Origin of the sequence: Pseudomonas sp. AMR01 (genome assembly GCF_041946035.1) — a bacterium.
In the GTDB taxonomy this organism is placed as follows: domain Bacteria; phylum Pseudomonadota; class Gammaproteobacteria; order Pseudomonadales; family Pseudomonadaceae; genus Aquipseudomonas; species Aquipseudomonas antarctica_B.
This window is the reverse complement of sequence record NZ_JAUTYR010000056.1, coordinates 1-19,107: the sequence shown is the minus strand read 5'-3', so window position 1 is coordinate 19,107 and position 19,107 is coordinate 1. Positions and strand designations below refer to the sequence as shown.

Here is a 19,107-nt window from a genome sequence, read left to right as displayed (position 1 = left end):
TGGTAGTGTGGGGTTTCCCCATGTGAGAGTAGGTCATCGTCAAGATTAAATTCCAGAACCCCTGTTTGCTAACGCAAGCAGGGGTTTTGTTTATGTAGAAGTCCATGATTTTCACCGGCACGTTGCTAGCGCGACGGACTGGTACACAGAATTTCTTGACGACCATAGAGCATTGGAACCACCTGATCCCATCCCGAACTCAGCAGTGAAACGATGCATCGCCGATGGTAGTGTGGGGTTTCCCCATGTGAGAGTAGGTCATCGTCAAGATTGAATTCCGAAACCCCTGTCTGCTAGCGCTGACAGGGGTTTTGTCGTTTAGGGGCCTGAGTAATAACAACCCCTCTAAGCATTCCCATGAGACGCGCATTCAATTGCTCCATCGATCAGCCCACCCAAGGGCGATGGTGCGCAGCAAGACATCAGGCACCCAGATTTCAAGCGATCGCTTCCCGCCTCGCGCCAGGTCCGCCGCATCGGCAATGCCGCTGATCGGTTTCCTACGTAAAAAGAGGATGCATCTCACAAATTCCTAAGTTTTGTCGAAGTTCGGCCGAAAGCCTGACGAGCCATGCGTGCAATGAGACAGCGCGGCCTGAGAGTTCGCCTATCGCGTTACATGGAATGTTCCACTCGGCACGCTCACCCCCCTTTGGCAAAAAGAAGTCGATGAAATGAATCTCAAATTCAGCCATAAAATTCTGTTGGCCGCGTCAGGCGTCGTCGTTTTGGCCTTCGCGTTATTCACGCTTTACAACGACTACCTGCAGCGCAGCACCATCAAGCAAAACATCGAGTCGTCTGTTCAGCAGTCCGGTGAACTGACCGCCAGCAGCGTGCAGAACTGGCTCAGTGGCCGCATCCTGGTCCTTGAAAGCTTGGCGCAAAACATGGCTCATCAAGGCAGCAGTGCGGACTTGCCGGGGTTAGTCGATCAACCGGCCCTCACGTCGAACTTCCAGTTCACCTATGTCGGGCAAACCAATGGCGTGTTCACCCAGCGCCCTGACGCCAAGATGCCGGCCGATTACGATCCGCGTCAGCGGCCTTGGTATAAACAAGCTGTAGCTGCCGATAAAACCATGCTCACTCCGCCGTACATGGCGGCCGTGGGTGGGCAGATCGTAACCATCGCCCTGCCGGTTAAAAAGAACGGCGAACTGCTGGGTGTGGTCGGTGGCGACTTGAGCTTGCAAACCCTGGTGAAGATCATCAACGCAGTGGATTTCGGCGGCATCGGCCACGCGTTTCTGGTCAGCGCGGACGGGCAGGTTATCGTCAGTCCTGATGAGGACCAGGTGATGAAAAATCTCAAGGACATCTACCCAGGCGCCAATGTTCGTATCGAGAAGGTTAGCCAAGACGTTGTCCTCAATGGCAAGGACCGTATCCTCTCGTTCACCCCGGTCAACGGCTTGCCGGGTGCAGACTGGTACATCGGCCTGTCGATCGACAAAGACAAGGCCTACGCACAGCTCGGCAAATTCCGAACTTCTGCGTTGATCGCCATGCTGATCGCAGTCGTGGCGATTGCAGTGCTCTTGAGCCTGCTGATTCAAGTATTACTGCGCCCGCTGAACGCGATGGGTGTGGCCATGAAGGATATTGCCCAGGGCGAAGGTGATTTGACCCGCCGCCTGGACGTGACCAGCAAAGATGAGTTCGGCGAAGTAGGCAGTGCTTTCAACCAGTTCGTTGAACGCATCCACGCCTCCATTTCCGAGGTGTCTTCGGCGACTCGCCAAGTGCACGACCTCTCCCAGCGCGTCATGGCATCCTCTAATGCCTCGATCATCGGCTCGGACGAGCAAAGTGCGCGCACCAACAGCGTGGCTGCGGCGATCAACGAGTTGGGCGCTGCGACTCAGGAAATCGCGCGCAATGCCGCTGATGCATCGCAGCACGCCAGTGGCGCCAGTGAGCAAGCAGACGATGGGCGCAAGGTAGTGGAGCAAACCATCCTGGCGATGTCGGAGCTGTCGCAGAAAATCAGCTTGTCATGCACGCAGATCGAAACCCTCAACGCGAGTACCGACAACATCGGCCACATCCTCGATGTGATCAAAGGCATCTCCCAGCAAACCAACCTGTTGGCACTCAACGCAGCGATCGAAGCTGCGCGTGCCGGGGAAGCTGGACGTGGCTTTGCCGTGGTCGCTGATGAAGTGCGTAACCTGGCTCACCGTACCCAGGAATCGGCTGAAGAAATCCACAAAATGATCACCTCGCTGCAAGTGGGTTCACGTGAAGCCGTGACCACCATGAACGCCAGCCAGGCCTCCAGTGAGCAAAGCGTTGAAGTCGCCAACCAGGCCGGTGAGCGACTGGTCAGCGTGACGCAGCGTATCGTCGAGATCGACGGCATGAACCAGTCGGTCGCTGCCGCCACTGAGGAACAAACCGCAGTGGTTGAAACCCTCAATGTCGACATCAACCAGATCAACCTGCTGAACCAGCAAGGTGTGGTCAACCTCAACGAAACGCTCAAGGACTGTGATGCGTTGTCCCAGCAAGCCAGCCGACTGAAGCAATTGGTCGACAGCTTCAAAATCTGATCTGGGATGCAGGAGCGAGGCCCCTCGCTCCTGCTGATCAGCCGAACATCTGGCGCACATTCTCCAGTGCGCTGTCGATGAAGGCCTGCGCAAACCTTTCAAACTCTGCCTGGGTTGAATCGACCGGTTCGCCAATAAGGGTCCAGGTCACCCGCGAGCGCCTTGCGCCAAGTGCTTGCACGTTCATTGCGGCCCACAGCCGGGCGATACTCAGCGTGTTGTAGAGCGTTGTCCATGTCATGCACATGGCTTCGTCGTCCCGGCTGTTGAGCTGCTCCACCACGCAGTGCCCATCGTGAAAAAATTTCGTGCGCAACGCGCCTACGCCCGTGCCGGTCATTTCGATGTGGGACAGCGCGGGAATGAAGGCGTCGAAGCCTGCGAAATGGCCTACCACACGCCACAGGCGGGCGGCCTCGCACGCTATTTCCACAGACGCCACCACCGGCGCGCCGTGAGGGTTGCGGATCAATGTATCGGGTCGCAGCTCTTTCATAAGGTGTCCTGAAGCGGGTCAGAGAAAGCCAATGGCCTTAAGGTGGTCGCAGCCCCTGCGCAACAATGCCGGGCTCTTTTGCGGGTACTGCTCGCCCATTGCTTCCACGCCAGCCCGCGCGTTGTCGTGACAGATCATGGAGGTGTCGCTGATGTCTTCTGTGAGGTCATCGAGATAGAAGCCGAGCACGCCAAACAGCGCGTTATCGCCACCTACCGTTCGCAGTGCCTTTTGCCAATGCGCAACGCTGACCCGCTCGAAGCGGTGGCCAGCGTGGCTGAATGCATCGAGGTAGTGTTCCCAGCTCAAAGGCTGCGGGTTGTGCAGGTTGAAGACGTTTCGACCGACCGCAAATTGGCCGCAGTGGAAGCCAATAAAGCGTGCAAAAAAATCCACCGGCATCAGGTCGAAATTCACTGCCAGGCGCGGCACCTGGCCCAGTTGCAATGAGCCCTTGAGCATCAACATCAGGCGGTTGTTGTGCGGCTGGCAGACACCGCTGCGGCTATCGAACGTAATATTTCCGGGGCGATGGATATTGACCCAGGCGCCTCGCTCGATCGCCCGTCCCAGCAGCCGCTCGGCGACCCATTTGGAGAGGTTGTACCCATTCCTGATGTACAGCGGCAGCGTCGCTGCGGCGGATGCTTCAAGAATATTCCCCCCGGCATCGATGCGGCTGCAGGCCGACAGTGTCGAGATGAAATTGAAGACTTTCTTGCAATGGGTTTCACACAGACGCAGGCACTCAAGCACCGGCTCGACGTTGTCCCTGGCGAGAGAGGCGTAATCCATCACATGGTTGACCCGTGCTGCGTTGTGCACCAACACACCGTGGCTGCGAGCAAGGTGGTCATACACATCGCAGGTGAGACCCAGCCGCGGCAAGCTGATGTCGGCGGCGTAAACCTGCACGCGGCTGAGGTCCAGATGCTCCAGGCGATATTCCTGCAATGCCTGGGTAAACCGCGCCATTGCCGAGTGCCCCGGCCGTTCGCGCACCAGGCACGTCACTTGCTGCGCGCCGCCGGCCAGGAGCGCCTCGACGATGTGCACCCCCACAAAGCTGTTGGCGCCGGTGACAATCACTCTGCGCGGGTCGCCAGCGCGGGCCTCAGGCAGCATGTCGAGATTCAGCGGCTGCGTTGCGTCGTTCTCCATTCGGTCTGACGGCATGTCGGGCAGGGCACCGTCTTCCATCAGCACGCAGAGCGTACGAATGGTCGGCACCTCGAAAAAACGGCTCAAGGGAAGGCTGCGCCCAAATTGCTCGCGCACACGCAACAACAAGGTCGACAGCAGAATGGAGTGGCCTCCCAGATTGAAAAAACTGTCATCGATGCCAAGGTCCGCGCAAGGTAGCCCGAGCAACTCGCCCCACAGTGTCACCATTTGCGTCTGTAACGGCGTCAGCGCAGTGCTGGAGGCGATGCCGGGCGTGGCGCGCGCGGGTATCGCCAGCAAGGCCCGGCGGTCGACCTTGCCGTTGTGGGTGAGCGGCATACACGGCAGTTCGGTCCAACCCTGCGGGTGCATGTAAGTGGGCAGCCACTGTTGGGCGTGCACCTGCAGACCTGCGAGCGTGGCGCCCGGTTCGGGCTGGGCAACAAAGCTCAGAACCCGGCGATCATCATCGACCACCACGGCCACTTGGCGAAATAAACGACTGCTGCGCAGGCACTTCTCGATTTCCTGGGGCTCGACCCGAAAGCCCCGGATCTTCACCTGTTCATCCCGTCGGCCGCCCAACTCGATACCGTCCGGCGTCCACCTCGCCAGGTCCCCGCTGCGATAAGCCTGCACCCGCTGGCCACCCGGCAGCGTCAGCTCAACGAAAGGATTATCAAACGGCTGCGGCGCGTTCACATACCCCAGGCTGACACCGGGGCCGACGATGTACAGGTCGCCCATCACCTGTTCATCCACCGGTTGCATGTCGTCGTCGAGGATCAACACCTGGCTGTTGGCAATGGGACGGCCCACATTGCGATTACTGTCACCCCGCTGCACCGTTCGGTGGGTGATCAGCACCGTGGTTTCGGTCGGCCCGTAAAGGTTGTGCAATTGGCACTCGCCCGCCAATTGCTCGATTACATAAGGCTCACAGGCGTCCCCGCCGGTCAGCAGGTGAGCCAGGCCCAAAGGCTGATCCAGTGGCAGGATACTGAGCAGTGCCGGCGGCAAAAACGCATGGCTCACACGCCGTTGGCGAATCAGTTCGACCAGTTGCCGAGGGTCGCGGCGCTGGTCTTCGCTGGGGACGATCAACTCGGCACCGGCGATCAGCGCAGGGAAGATATCGATCAGTGACGAGTCGAAACTCACTGGCGAAAATTGCAGCACGCGGCTCTGTTCGTTCAGCGCCATGCAGTCGCCGGCCCACGCTGCGAAATGAGCCAGATTGCCCTGGCTGAGCAGAACGCCTTTGGGCTCGCCCGTGGTGCCTGAGGTGAACAGCGCCAGGCACGGCGCGTCGCTTTCAGGGCGATGCTGCATCAACGGCGTATCCGTGTTCTCGGGCTCCACAGCGCCGACATTCAGCGTAACGAACTGGTCGCGCAAAGGGTGCCGCCCATCATCCAGCAACACGCTGGCGCCGATGCTTGCCATCAGGGTTCGCTGGCGCTGTGGCGGGTGATCCGGCGCCAGCGGCAAGTACACCGCGCCGCACCCCAGCACGGCGAGAATGCTGGCGTACAAATCAATGGATTTTTCCAGGCACACGCCGACCACCGGCGGCGCCTCAATGCTCTCCAGCAAAGGCCGCAGACGCATCCCGATAGACTGGGCTCGAACCTGCAACTGACGGTAAGTGATTACGCGCCCCGCGATGTTCAACGCCGGCCGTCCAGCGAAGGTCTGAAGGCTGGCCTGTAGCTGTTCGATGACAGGAACCTGGGCAGCCTGTAACAGTGCGTGCTGCGCGGTGTGGTTGAACCGATGCAGAAACGCCAGTGCATCCAGCCCCTGCAAACCTTGCTCCGGCCAAGCGTTCGCGGTGGCCTCGGCGGTGAAGGCGTTAGCGTCTCGTGAGAAGCCGCTGACCAGCATGGCCACCCACTCCACCAACACACGCGTTGCCCCTCGGCACAGGTGCTGACCGTTGCCGCTGAGCTCCTCGGCAAGGTCTTGCACCGCCAGCACGCGATAGTCATGGTCGTAGCAGCGCAACTGCAAGGAAGGTAGCCCGTATTCGGACATGGGCCCGATTGCCACGCGCAGGCTTAACTGTTGGGCTTGGCCTTCAGGTGCGGACAGCGCTTGGCTGCCGTCTTCGATGAGCAGGTCGAGGGCTTCGTTTGCGCTGATGTGCCCATACGCTGCCAACGCCTGCCGGATTGCTTCCAGAGCATGGCTGGTGCCGCTCCAGCCGATCGTCAGCCGCCTCATGTCGGCCTCCGCGATTCAGGTAGATAGGCGTCCAGGGCTCGGGCGACGCTGGGTGTCTGCAGCAAACCGCTGTGCTGCAAAAAACCCATGATGTTGCCCAGCAGCGGATGGTGGCGGGTGATGGGAAAATCCAGCGCCGCGACGTCGGCCCTTAATGCATCGCGAATCGCGGCGCTCACGCCAAGCTGTTCAATCAGGTGCAGATCGAAGGTTTTCTGTAGGTCGTTGGTCAGGTAGAGCCTTAAAAAAGTCGGCAGCACTTCAGCGATGCTGTCGCGGTCGGCCGGGCACGCCGCCTGCCAGTAGATGCGCACCAGGTTCGTCCAGAATTGCGCGTGGCGCCCTTCATCAAACAGGTGATCGGCCATCAAGCCGCGAATGGATGCCTTGACGCTGTCGTCCTTGGAAAACGCCGCGACGTCATGGGTGACGGTGTTTTCGGCGATGGCCACGGCAATCAACTCCACGGCATCGCGCAGGTGTGTCGGGGCCAGAGCCTGAGCCGCCGGCAGGGCGCGGCTGAGTTCGATTTGCCCAGGCAAGTCCAGCGGTTGTATGCCCGTCATCGCCACGGTTTGTTGGAGGAAGTCCAAGGCCACCAGTGCGTGGTAATCCTCATCCACCACCACGGTCATCGCGTCATAACGACAGGCCAGTGGGAAGAGCAGGCAGAAACGGTTCTTGGCAATGCGGCGGGCGGTCTTGTCGACGATCTCGGTTTCGAAGATCACCACGTCATGCAGGAATTTGTAGAAGCTTTGAATCAGCACGAAATCACGCCACGGCGAGCAGTGTTCGACAAAGGTCGCGCTCAGCACCAAGGGTTGGCGGCACACGGGGAAGATCAACCTGTCGTCGTTTTCGAGCATGCGCCGTGGGCGAGTGCGAATGGTCGCACGGCGTTCCCAGTCGTCGGCAAAGGAGCGGTAGTCTGCGGCGTTCACGGTTGCACCTCTTGCAGCGAGGCGCGTACATCGTCCCAGAAGCGGATACGGCTGTGTACGGTAGCGAGGGCAGCTTCATTGGCCTGGCGCTGGCGAATCGAGTCTGCGCCGATCAGGCGTCTCAGCAACTGCTCGGCGCCCGGGCCATGCTCTTGAGTGTCCAGCTCGATGTGGCGGTGCAGGTAATGGCACAAGGTCGGCGCCTGAAGGGTAATGCACGTGTTTCCGTGCAAAATGCGTTCGAACATCGACGCAATGACGCTCTCGCGGCCATGCAGGAAGGCCGCGGCGACGCAGTGGGTGTCGGCATTCAGCGCGACCTGCAAGGTGCTGTCGACAAAGCGCGCAGCACCCGGCAGCACATCGGCGATTTTCAAGGCCAGGCTGGCTTCGACACCCTCGCGCTGCAGCTCAATAAAGCGCTGGATGGGGCGAGTGTCGGCGCCGATTTCGGCCATTGCTTCCAGATACAGTTCGAAATGGCTGCAATGGCCCTTTGTGGGGTGCTCATCCGATTCTTCGCCGAGCACGATTTCATTGATCAGGCGCGCGGCATGCGGGTCGGCGGGTGGCAGCCAAGGCAGTTGGGTGCAGGTTAAATCCTGCTGCAGGCGTTTGGTCAGGCTCATAAAGTCCCAAACAGCAAACACATGGTGCTCCATAAAAAGTTGTAACTTGTTAATTGAAGTTATTTCTGTAAATAACGGATGGCTGCACAACTGCAGTTTCTTTTGTTCAAGCAAGTGTTGATGCATGGTTGATGCCTATAAGTTGTTGCGACTGCTCGGAAAACAGTGAGAGGGTTTAAGTCATTGAAGATTGTCCACGCCACGCGCGCAGCGCTAACCGGACATGGATAGTGGCTGCCGGACGAAGTGTTGGTTTTTATGGGTGGACGATACTAATCTGATTAAACGCTTTGATGAACGTGTGAATGTATTAGATATATTGTCGAGAAGGCATTTGTTGTGAGTAAGTTGCGAATATAAAGGTAGGAAACTTCCTGGATGTAAGCAGGCTTATATAAAACGGGTTAAACAGGCCAGTCGAAATAACGTGGGGCCCTTGGAAAAGGGGCCCGTACCGTTCGGGGTGTTAAGAAAACTCAGTGTTCCGCTTTTTTGTCAGCCGCTTCCAGCCCATTCAGGTAAGTGGTGATCACCTCCATACCTCGCATCAGGTGGTTACGCAGTGTCAGGATGCTTTCCTCGACCTTCTTCTGTGCCACCAGGCTGAGCAGTTCGCGGTGATCTTCCTGGGACGTCTCGCCCAACCCCATCGCCTCAAGGTTGAACCGCAAAAAGCGCTCTTCCTCGTTCAAGCCGTGTTCCACCAGCTTGAGCAACCGCTGATTGGGCGCCTTGCCATACAGGGCCATGTGGAACAGGCGGTTGAGGCGACCAATTTCGCTGTAGTCACGCTCGCGCTCCAGGGCATTGATGAGGGCGTCAGCCTCGGCAATGTCCGCGTCGGTGAGAAACGGAATCGACAGGCGCAATGCTTCGGATTCCAGCAGCATGCGCAGGCCGTAGGTCTCGGCGGAGTTGTCTTCGATCAGCGGCGCAACTACGGCGCCTTTGTGGGTCACCACATGCAGCAACGATTGAGCTTCCAGCTGGCGCAACGCTTCGCGCACCGGCATGCGGCTGACGCCAAACAGGCTGGCCAGTTCTTGCTGGCGCATCGCGGTACCGCAGGGCAAGCGGCCATCAAGAATGGCATTGCGCAACGTTTCTTCAATGACAGCGCGAGCAAGGTGAGCGGGAATAGGCCCGCTGATTTTGATGCTGCTTAATGGGTTCGGCTTCTGCGTCACGGTTACGCTATCCTCCTTTCTTGAATGGAGTGTGTTTAATTGGATCCAATGCACCCTAGAGAGGGTCCACCCGCTTGTCAAACGCCCTAAGTTTCTGTTTGTGAGGGCTTACAAGGCGATCTTTATGCATCCCACAAAGGACGGTTATAAACTTCGCCCCTTGTGAATGATTGCACTGTGCCATTGTTTTTTGTCTATCGACGCTGCACCATCCCCTGAATTTCCGTCTCTCTTCACGGACTGAACGCCTTGGCGGTAAGTTTTATTCCCTCTCGACTCCTGAGCTGGCTACTTTCAGCGATTCTGTTGGCCGGCTTGATGCCTGGCGGGCTGCATGCCGATTGGGATTTCTCCCAGATCAGCCGCAAGGCCACGGCCTTGTACGGGCCGCTGGGCGAAGGGCAACGACGCATTGATGACTGGCAGCGCCTGCTGGCCACCCAAAAGCAGGTCAGCGAGCAAGAGCAACTCAAGGTCGTGAACCTGTTTTTCAACAAACAAATGACCTATGTGGAAGACATCGACCTTTGGCACGTGGTCGACTATTGGGAGACACCCATCGAAGCGTTGTGGAAGGGGGCCGGTGACTGTGAGGACTACGCGATCGCAAAGTATTTCAGTTTGCGTCACCTGGGCGTCTCCAGCGACAAATTGCGCATTACTTACGTCAAGGCCTTGCGCCAGAATCGCGCGCACATGGTCCTGACGTACTATTCCACCCCCGAAGCGATCCCGCTGGTGCTCGACAGCTTGATGGATGAGATTCTGCCGGCAACCCGCCGTACCGACCTGGTGCCGGTGTACTCCTTCAACGCCGAGGGTTTGTACTTGCCCGGCGCCACGGGCAACAAGAAAGTCGGTGACACCAAACGCTTGTCGCGCTGGCAGGATGTGTTGAGAAAAATGCGTGCGGAAGGCTTCCCGGCCGAGCCTGCCAACTAGGAGTAACTGTTCGGATGTCTCTGTTCAAACAACTATTGATCGCAATCTGCCTGTTCCTGGTGGTCGCTTTCAGCGGCAGCTTTATGGTCAGCCTCGAAAGCTCGCGCACGCAATACGTCAACCAGCTGCGTTCCCACGCACAAGATGCGGCGACCGCGCTGGCGCTGTCGCTGACGCCGAATATCGACGACCCGGCGATGGTGGAATTACTCGTCAGCTCGATCTTCGACAGCGGCTACTACGCGAGCATTCGCGTAGTCGACCTGGCCACTGACAAAACCATCGTCGAGCGCAGCGGCATCCCCGACAGCAACGGTGTGCCCGACTGGTTCGTCAAGCTGATCGGCCTGGAGCCGGCTGGCGGCGATGCGCTGGTCAATCGCGGCTGGGAACAGGCGGCGCGCGTGGAAGTGGTCAGCCATCCCATGTTCGCCCTGGCCAAACTCTGGCAGAGCGCCCTGGGCAGCCTTGGCTGGTTGCTGCTGTGCGGCGCGGTGAGTGCGGTGCTCGGCGCGCTGCTGTTGCGTCGGCAATTGAAACCGCTGGACTACATGGTCAAGCAGTCCCATGCCATTGCCCGCCGGGAATTCCTCAGCTTGCCCGACCTGCCGCGCACGCCGGAACTGCGTCGCGTGGTACAGGCCATGAACCAGATGGTCGAAAAGCTCAAGGCGCTGTTTCAGGAACAGGCCGAGCGCAGTGAAAAACTGCGCACCGAGTCCTATCAGGACAACCTCACCGGCTTGGCCAATCGCCGCTACTTCGAGATGCAACTCAACGCACGGGTCAGCAACCCCGAAGAGACCAACTCAGGCTACCTGTTGTTGCTTCGCGTGAAAGACCTGGCTGGCCTCAACCAACGCCTGGGCGGCCAGCGCACCGACCAGCTGCTGCAAGCGGTCGGCCAGCAACTGCTGCGCCAGTGTGAGCCGTACCCGGAAACCCATAACCTCGTAACCCGTATTCGCGGCGGTGAGTTCGCGGTGCTGGCGCCGGGGCTGGTGCGCGAAGAGGCGCTGCAATTGGCGCAGAATCTCGAAAGCACCTTGCTCAGCCTGCAGGCCACCGGTGCCAGTGACGTCACACCGGTCGCGTATATCGGGCTGGCGCCGTTCAACCATGGTGACGCGCCTCAGGCCTTGCTGGCTCTGGCTGACCAAGCGCTGGCGCAGGCCGAAGGGCAGGGCGAGAGCAGCTGGGTGTGCCTGGACCACAGCGCCTCCGCCAGCGTTGGTGATGATCATCACGCCTGGCATACATTGCTCGACCAGGCCCTGACCCAGCAGCGTTTCCAGCTGTACTTCCAGCCGGTGGTTGCCAGCCAGGACCCGCAGATGGTGTTGCATTACAAAGTGTTGTCGCGCTTGCAGGACGAAGACGGCCACACCATTCCGGCCGGGCGCTTCCTGCCATGGCTGGACCGCTTCGGCTGGACGGCCCGCCTGGACCGCCTGATGCTCGAGCAAGTGCTTGAACAAATGGCCAGCCACAGCCATAGCCTGGCACTGAACCTCTCGGCCGCGACCCTGCAAGACCCGCAGGCGCTGAACAAGATTGTTGAGTTGCTGCGTCAACACAGCAATCTCGGCCCACGCCTGACCCTGGAAATTGGCGAAGAACAATTGCCCGAACAGGCGTTGCTGGAAGCGTTGACCCATCGCCTGCGCGAGCTGGGCTTCTCCCTCAGCCTTCAGCGTTTTGGTGGGCGCTTCAGCATGATCGGCAACCTGGCACGCCTGGGCCTGGCGTACCTGAAGATCGACGGCAGCTACATCCGCGCCATCGATCAGGAAAGCGACAAACGCCTGTTTATCGAAGCAATCCAACGCGCGGCGCACAGCATCGACCTGCCGTTGATTGCCGAGCGCGTGGAGACCGAAGGCGAGCTGAAGGTGATTCGCGAGATGGGGATTTTTGGTGTGCAGGGCCAGCTGTTTGGTGAGCCTGCGCCGTGGAAATAACCCACTGACGCTGCACAAAAAATGTGAGAGCGGGCTTTTGTGGCGAGGGAGCTTGCTCCCGCTGGAGTGCGTAGCGCTCCCGGCTTTTTGGGGCCGCTTCGCTGCCCAGCGGGAGCAAGCTCCCTCGCCACAAAAGCCTCGCTCCCACATTTAGAGCCAGCCCTTTCAAGGTCTTTGGGAATCTGTCTGAAAGGGCGAACACTATCCCTGTGGCGAGCGGGCTTGCCCCGCGTTGGGCTGCGAAGCAGCCCCAAAACCAGCGCCCGAAGAATGCCTGACCCACCGCATTCTTCTTTCTGGGGTCGCTTCGCAACCCAACGCGGGCGGTGCGACGATTCGACAAGCCCGCTCGCCACAGGTACAGGAATCAGCCAGATATGGCCGATTTCCAAAGACCTTGAAACGGCTGACATTTAGAACTGGTGCGACCTTAAAAATCAGATCAACCCAGTCTCTTCATCATTGATCAAGTGGCTCAACCCGCCCAACGCTTCCCGCGCGTGGGTACGGTCCATCAGCTTGGCCTGGGCCGCTGGCGGCAAGTCCGTCACGCTGATCAAACCCTTGCGGGTCAGCACTTGGATCAAGTCGTCCAGCACCCGGATCATCTCCAGGTCACTCTGCTTGAGCTGCGCCAGGCTGGTTTCCACTACCTCGTTGGCATACCAGGCCTGTATCTCATGGTGATCGGCCGGCAGCGTTTCCGTTGATTCGGCAAAGGCCGCAGCCTCCACGCGACTCAGTGCGCCCTGTGCATCACGTTGCACGTAAAACATAAGAACCCCTCGAAAATAAGCCACACGCCATCACCAGCATAGGTCAACGGTGTGTTTATAGGCGCGAGTATGCGATGCAACCCGGCGCCAGGGCCAGCAACCTGTGGCGCAAATAAATCGGCCGCCCCTGGGGGCGGCCGGTTAATCGCGTCTTAGGCGGTGTGATCGATCTTGATGGTCGGGTCGGCGCCGCTGATCAGCGAGTTGATGCTGGTGTGCGACCAATCGTTGCCTTCCAGCTTGATCGTCACATCGGCGTTGGCCAGGCCACCGGCGGCGTTGAGCTTGCCTTCACTGCTCACTTGCAGGGTCGACACGCCGTCTACCGTGGTGATCTTCAGGTAGTTGTCGATGGTGCTGTCCGTCTCACCCTTCAACAGATCCTTGAGATCGATGCGGTCACCTTCCGACGCCTTGAAGTCTTTGATCACATCGTTACCGATGTCACCCGCTTTCCAGATGAAGGTGTCGGCGCCCGCACCGCCGATCAGGATGTCGTTGCCCGGCCCACCGATCAAGGTGTCGTTACCGGTGCCGCCCAGCAGGATGTCATTGCCTTTGCCGCCGTCCAGGTAGTCGTTGCCGCCCTGGCCGAACAGGATGTCATCGCCCGAACCGCCCAGCAGCGTGTCGTTGCCGTCTTTGGCGCCAGACACGTCGAAGTCAGCGTAGTGCTCGGTCACGTACTGGTGCACGTTAGAGGCGGTTACGGCCGTGACGGCCACACCGGTCTTCTGTGCAACAAATGCCTGCAAGGCGTTGTAACCCTCACCGGTAACGCCGCTGAAGCTCACCAGGTCGCCGAAGATGATGTCGTTGCCGTCGCCACCGTTGACGGTGTCGGCGCCTGGCAGCGTCGCTTCGGTGTGGCCGAGGATGGCGTTGGCCAAGTCCTGCGGGTCGATGTTGGTTTGCGGCTTGCCATCGCTGTCGTACGGCTTGAGGTCGCTGAGGCTGACGTCACCGTTGATGCCGATGGCTTCCACTTGCGACAACCCGCCCAGCAGCGCGAACGCGCTTTTGGCGTTGCTCAGGGTCGCCCAGTCGGTGCTGTTGCCCGTACCGTTCAGGTTGGACAATTCGAAGGTGCCGTCGCCCTGGGCGTGTACGGTACCCAGGCTCTTGTACACCCACTGATAGCCATTCCACGTCTGCAGTGCAGCCGCTCCCGACGTGTCGATGCTGAAGTAGTGAGTGTCATCCAGATACTTGGCAACCGAGTTACCCGGTGTGTAGTTGGACGTGGTCACCACATCGTCAAACTTCACGTTGCTGTACAGCGTCGGGTTGGTTTGCTCGCCGCTCTGATAGAACGTCGGCTGGCCGTCGGTGATGAAGTAGGTCAGGTTGGTGGCGCCTGTGTTGCCAGTGGCCAGGCTGCTCTGGAAGAAGTTGGCCGTGGTCTTGAACACGTCTTCGTAGTTGGTACCGCCGCCCGACGCCATCGAATCCAGAACCGACTTGAGCAGCGTCAGGGCGTTTGAATCGTTGAGGTTAATCGCGACCGACTTGTTCACCTGGGTATCGAAGTCTGCCAGGAAGATATTCACCGTACCCGACGTGTTGGCGCCCAGGCTGTCTTTGAGCGCGTTGAACACCGAGGTCAGCGAAGCCTTCGCCGCGTTGATCGACGCGGTGGTCATACTGCCCGAGCTATCTACCATGAACGCGATGTTGTAGTTCTTGCCCTGCACCACGTTCAGGCCGCCGATGTCGGCGATGACAATGTCGTTGCCGTCGGTGCCGGTGATCGCGTCACTGCCCGAAGTACCGGTCACCGCGTTGTAGGTCGCCGGGTAGACGGTGACCGGCAACTGCGCGGTGGTGACGGCCGAGCCGCCGAGGTTCTCGGTGGAGGTCGAGGTGACCGTCAGGTTGAACTGGCCGCTGTAGTAGGTCGGCGGCTTGATGGTCAGGGTGCTCAGGTCCCAGCCGGTCACGTTGACTTCGCCCACGGCTTTGGTCGCGGTGAAGGTATGGCCGGAGGCATCGGTCAGCACGGAGCCTGCGGGCACGCCGCCGATCTTCACGCTCAGGGTTTCCGAACCGTCGGTGTCGGTCAGTGCAGTGGTGACCTTGGACAGTTTGACGGTGCCGTTTTCCGCGCCTTCGTTGAGCTTGTAGCCCACGTAGTAACCGTCACCGTTGCTGCCATGCAGGTCGGACACGGTCACGCCGGCGTTGGTCAGGTCGGTGATACCGGTGTAAAGCGGCACGCCAGCGGTGCTCAAGTCCTGGGCGGCTGCGCCGTTTACCGACAGGTTGACGTCATAGCTGCCAGGGCCGGATTGGTTGGCATGGTAAATCTCGATGCTGTAGTAGCCGCTCACGGTCGGGGTGATCGAACCGCTGAACTTGCCGCTGTTGGTGCCCCACAAGCCGCTGGCCACATCTTTGCCGCCGATGTTGATCACCAGGCTGTCATCCGCGACACCGCTGAAGGTGTAGCTCTTGCCGGCTTCCATGTACATCAGGCCGGAGATCTTCGAGCCACTGCCGGCTGCGACACTGGTGGTGGACTCCACATTGGTCACGATGGCGCTGCTGTTCGGCGTGCCGGCGTTATCAATGGCGTTTTTCAGGTCGGCCGGTGCCGCGCCGTTACCGTTTGTGCCGATGCCGGCAACGCTGTTCCAGCTTTGCTTGAGCAAGCCGATCGAGTTGACGCTGTTATCGGCCACATTCAGGGTCGGCGCGTCGGCCACCGGGGTGATATCGACTTTCACCGTGGCGCTGGTGCCCAGGTCCTTGCCGTCAGTAGGCTGGAACTTGAACTGCGCGTAATCCGCCTGGTTGTTGCCAATGCCGCTGCCGCCGTAACCGTTGGTGCCGGATTCGTTGGTGTTCGGCGTAAAGCGCAGCTGGCCGGCATCGATCTGGGTTTTGGTGAAGGTTTGGCCCGCGGTTACGTTGGTCCAGGTGGTGCCATCGGCTGCCAGGAACTGCAGCTTGCCGGCCGCCGGCAGGTCGGTGATTTTCACACCGAGGCTGCTTTGTGGCGAGTCCACATCGGTCACGCCGAAGTTGGCCCAGGTCAGCGCCAACGGCATGTCTTCGGTGCCTGTCACAGCGCTGCCGGTGGCGACCGGTGCATCGTTGACCGCCACTACGTTGACCGTGGCGGTGGCCACGTTGGAGTAGTTGCCGCCATCGGTCACGGTCACGGTAATGGTGCGAGGCGTGGTGCTCGGGTCGTGGCTGTTGTTGGAGAACGTGATGTTCTTGATCTGCTGCATGTAGTCAGCCAGCGTCGCCGCGCCGGACAGGGTCAAGGTGATCTTGCCAGTGGCAAGGTCTGTGACCGGTTTGACAGTAATGCCGGTCACGCTGGTGAAGTTCAGCGCGTCACCCTGCTGGAGGTTGGTCAGGACGACAGTGGCGCCGGTCAGTTTGGTGCTGTCCGGATCGGTAATCTTGATGTCGGTGTCAGCAATCGACACGCCAGTGCCGCCTTCGGTGAACGACGTCTTGTAGTCGGCACCGGTAGCGCCGCTGGAGTTATTGGCGTCCAGGTCGATGACCGGCGGCGCATCGTTGTCGATGATATTGGTGCTGACGCTGCCGTTACCCACCACCAGGTTCTCGAAGTTACCGCCGGTGGTTTTGTCGATGGTGATGACGATGGTTTCGGTCGGCTCGGTGATCTTGTCGTCGATCGTGCCAATCGTGAACGGCACACTGCTGGCGCCGGCCGGGATCTTCACGGTGTACACGCCCGTGAAGTCCGAACCGTCGGTGGCGGTGCCGCTGTACTTGAGTGTCACGGTCACATCGGTTTGCGCCGGGTTGCTCAAGGTCAGGGTGTAGTTCGCCGTGCCGCCCTCAGTCACCGACGTGTCGCCGGTAATGCTGATAGTGGTGTTGGTAACCACGTCGGTGACCTTGGTGGTCACGGTGCTGGCGTCGACGATCAGGTGTTCGTACTTGTCGCCACCGCTGACCACGCTGGCGATCTTGGTAGTCACATCGCTGGCGCCGATGTACGCATCGTTAGGTGCAGTGACGGTGGCGGTGCTGCTGGACTTGCCGCTGCCGATGGTAATGGTCGAGCCGTTATCCAGCTTCACCACCAGGTCGGAACCGAGGTTGGTCACAGCATTGCCGTTCTTGTCGACCAGCGACGCGGTGTAGGTGATCTGGCCGCCTTCGCTGACGGAGCCGTTGGCCTTGAGCGACACGGTCACATCATCGATGGTGTCGTTAACCACGGTGGTCGCGCCGCCCGGAGTGACGGTCACGCCTTCGAAATTACCGCCGGTGGTGCCGGTGATCTTGACGGTCTGGGTGCTCTTGTCGATGAACACATCATCGCCCGGCGCATTGACGGTTACCGTGCCTACGGTGGCGCCTTGCTTGATGGTGATGCTCGAGCCGTTATCCAGCGTCACCACCATGTCGCTGCCGGCCTTGTTGCTCAAGGTGGCGGTGTAAGTGATGGTGCCGCCTTCGTTGACGGCGCTTGGCGCGGTCAACGTGACGCTGGTCAGATCAGTCGTGCCCGGAGTGTCGTAAACGGTGGTGCTCACCGGATCCTTGACCGGCACCAGGTTCTCGAACTGCTCACCACCGGTCACGCCTTTGATGGCGGCTGTCACGGTCTGGTTGCCGGCGTACACGTCGTTAGGCGCGACAACGGTGGCCGTGTTGGCGCTCTGGCCATCGGCAATGCTGATGGTCTTGCCGTTATCCAGCTCGATCACCACCGTCTTGCCGACGTTATTGACGGTATGCCCGTCTTTATCGACCAGCGTGGCGGTGTAGACGATGTTGCCCTTCTCGCCGACGCTGCCAGTGGCAGTCAGCAGGATTCGCACAGTATCGATGGTGTCGTTGACCACCGTGGTGGCGCCACCTGGCGTCAGGCTCAGCTTCTCGAAATTGCCGCCGGTGATGCCATTGATGTTGACCGTCTGCGTGCTCTTGTCGATGAACACGTCATCGCCAGGCGCATTGACGGTCACCTGGCCGACCAGAGAATCCTTGGCAATCTTGATCGTCGAGCCGTTATCCAGCGTGATCACCATGTCGCTGCCAGCCTTGTTGCTCAAGGTGGCGGTGTAAGTGATCGTGCCGCCTTCGTTGACTGCGCTTGGCGCGCTCAGGGTCACGGTGGTGGTGTCGATCGAGTCGGTGATGGTGGTCACCGCTGGCGCGGAGCTTGTTGCCAGATTCTCGAAGTTACCGCCGGTAGCCTTGGTGATCGTGGTGCTGACGGTCGAGCCGTTGTTGTAAACGTCGTTCGGCGGCGTTTGGAACACAACAGTGCCGGTGGACTTGCCGGGATCGATGTTGATCGTCTGGCCGTTGCTCAACGTCACGGTCACAGCGGTCTGCGCCGGGTTAGTCAGCGTGGCGGTGTAGGTAATGGTGCCGCCTTCAACAACCGACGGGTTCGCGGTCAGGGTGACGGTGGTGGTGTCGACCGAGTCGGTGATGGTGGTCACGGCTGGCGCAGGGTTCTTAGCCAGGTTCTCGAAGTTGCCGCCAGTGGCGTTGGTGATCGTGGTGCTAACGGTTGAGCCGTTGTTGTAGACGTCGTTGGCTGGCGTGTGGAAAACAGCGCTGCCGGAGGATTTGCCCGCTTCGATGTTGATCGTCTGGCCGTTGCTTAACGTCACGTTCACCGCTGTTTGCGCTGGGTTGGTCAGTGTGGCGGTGTAAGTAATGTCACCGCCTTCAACGACCGACGGGTTCGCCGTCAGGGTAACAGTGGTGGTGTCGACCGAGTCGGTGATGGTGGTCACCGCTGGCGCAGGGTTTTTAGCCAAGTTCTCGAAGTTGCCGCCAGTGGCGTTGGTGATCGTGGTGCTGACGGTTGAGCCGTTGTTGTACACATCGTTGGCTGGGGTATGGAAAACAGCGCTGCCGGAGGACTTGCCCGCTTCGATGTTGATCGTCTGGCCGTTGCTCAACGTCACGGTCACCGCTGTTTGCGCTGGGTTGGTCAGCGTAGCGGTGTAAGTGATGTCACCGCCTTCAACAACGGATGGGTTCGCCGTCAGGGTAACGGTGGTGGTGTCGACCGAGTCAGTGATCGTGGTCACCGCTGGCGCAGGGTTTTTAGCCAGGTTCTCGAAGTTGCCGCCAGTGGCGTTGGTGATCGTGGTGCTGACGGTTGAGCCGTTGTTGTAGACGTCGTTGGCTGGGGTGTGGAAAACAGCGCTGCCGGAGGATTTGCCCGCTTCGATGTTGATCGTCTGGCCGTTGCTCAGGGTGACGGTCACAGC

9 protein-coding genes, 1 rRNA gene and 1 pseudogene are annotated in these 19,107 nt (G+C 59.7%); 4 read left to right on the top strand and 7 right to left on the bottom strand.

All coding sequences use genetic code 11. The annotated features are described in order from the left end of the window. Positions 1-154 precede the first annotated feature (154 nt). Positions 155-270 (top strand): 5S ribosomal RNA (gene rrf, locus Q7C20_RS25500). 404 nt (positions 271-674) lie between these two features. Further along, positions 675-2,555 carry a methyl-accepting chemotaxis protein gene (locus tag Q7C20_RS25495; protein WP_375071013.1) on the top strand — a complete coding sequence of 627 codons (1,881 nt, stop codon included), beginning with the start codon at positions 675-677 and terminating at the stop codon, positions 2,553-2,555. A gap of 37 nt (positions 2,556-2,592) precedes the next feature. Here the strand turns inward: Q7C20_RS25495 and Q7C20_RS25490 are convergent, their stop codons facing one another. The 5 genes from Q7C20_RS25490 to Q7C20_RS25470 form a co-directional block, all read right to left on the bottom strand. Next, positions 2,593-3,051: an SRPBCC family protein gene (locus Q7C20_RS25490; protein WP_375071012.1), complete on the bottom strand. Its 459-nt coding sequence runs from the start codon at positions 3,049-3,051 to the stop codon at positions 2,593-2,595. Positions 3,052-3,069: 18 nt separating this feature from the next. Further along, positions 3,070-6,441 (bottom strand): amino acid adenylation domain-containing protein, encoded by a 3,372-nt coding sequence (locus Q7C20_RS25485; RefSeq protein ID WP_375071011.1) that lies wholly within the window; start codon positions 6,439-6,441, stop codon positions 3,070-3,072. Beyond that, positions 6,438-7,385, bottom strand: coding sequence for a diiron oxygenase (locus Q7C20_RS25480; RefSeq protein ID WP_375071010.1), 948 nt, complete (start codon positions 7,383-7,385; stop codon positions 6,438-6,440). The genes Q7C20_RS25485 and Q7C20_RS25480 overlap by 4 nt, the downstream gene beginning before the upstream one ends. Next, the gene (locus Q7C20_RS25475) at positions 7,382-8,140 is read right to left on the bottom strand and encodes a DUF3050 domain-containing protein (RefSeq protein WP_375071009.1); all 759 of its coding nucleotides are present in this window, start codon (positions 8,138-8,140) and stop codon (positions 7,382-7,384) included. Before Q7C20_RS25475 ends, Q7C20_RS25480 begins: the two co-directional genes overlap by 4 nt. A 350-nt stretch (positions 8,141-8,490) precedes the next feature. Beyond that, a complete protein-coding gene (locus Q7C20_RS25470; RefSeq protein WP_375071008.1) occupies positions 8,491-9,201 on the bottom strand; it encodes a GntR family transcriptional regulator in 711 nt (236 codons plus the stop codon). Between the two features lie 249 nt (positions 9,202-9,450). On the opposite strand from Q7C20_RS25470, the gene lapG reads away from it, so the two are divergent. Together lapG and lapD are read left to right on the top strand one after the other, a co-directional pair. Further along, the gene (gene lapG / locus Q7C20_RS25465; RefSeq protein WP_348061718.1) at positions 9,451-10,143 is read left to right on the top strand and encodes a cysteine protease LapG; all 693 of its coding nucleotides are present in this window, start codon (positions 9,451-9,453) and stop codon (positions 10,141-10,143) included. 14 nt (positions 10,144-10,157) lie between these two features. Further along, a complete protein-coding gene (gene lapD, locus Q7C20_RS25460; RefSeq protein ID WP_375071007.1) occupies positions 10,158-12,104 on the top strand; it encodes a cyclic di-GMP receptor LapD in 1,947 nt (648 codons plus the stop codon). A 437-nt stretch (positions 12,105-12,541) separates the two neighbouring features. On the opposite strand, the gene Q7C20_RS25455 is transcribed toward lapD, so the two are convergent. Next, the gene (locus Q7C20_RS25455) at positions 12,542-12,880 is read right to left on the bottom strand and encodes a tryptophan synthase subunit beta (protein ID WP_078740052.1); all 339 of its coding nucleotides are present in this window, start codon (positions 12,878-12,880) and stop codon (positions 12,542-12,544) included. A 152-nt stretch (positions 12,881-13,032) separates the two neighbouring features. Then, positions 13,033-19,107: pseudogene (locus Q7C20_RS25450) on the bottom strand (LapA family giant adhesin); the annotation flags it as partial.

Excerpts from the sequence above, each read along its gene's own strand:
- Q7C20_RS25495 (WP_375071013.1), top strand. The coding sequence starts at position 675 with ATGAATCTCAAATTCAGCCATAAAATTCTGTTGGCCGCGTCAGGCGTC.
- Q7C20_RS25490 (WP_375071012.1), bottom strand. The coding sequence starts at position 3,051 with ATGAAAGAGCTGCGACCCGATACATTGATCCGCAACCCTCACGGCGCG.
- Q7C20_RS25485 (WP_375071011.1), bottom strand. The coding sequence starts at position 6,441 with ATGAGGCGGCTGACGATCGGCTGGAGCGGCACCAGCCATGCTCTGGAA.
- Q7C20_RS25475 (WP_375071009.1), bottom strand. The coding sequence starts at position 8,140 with ATGCATCAACACTTGCTTGAACAAAAGAAACTGCAGTTGTGCAGCCAT.
- lapD (WP_375071007.1), top strand. The coding sequence starts at position 10,158 with ATGTCTCTGTTCAAACAACTATTGATCGCAATCTGCCTGTTCCTGGTG.
- Q7C20_RS25455 (WP_078740052.1), bottom strand. The coding sequence starts at position 12,880 with ATGTTTTACGTGCAACGTGATGCACAGGGCGCACTGAGTCGCGTGGAG.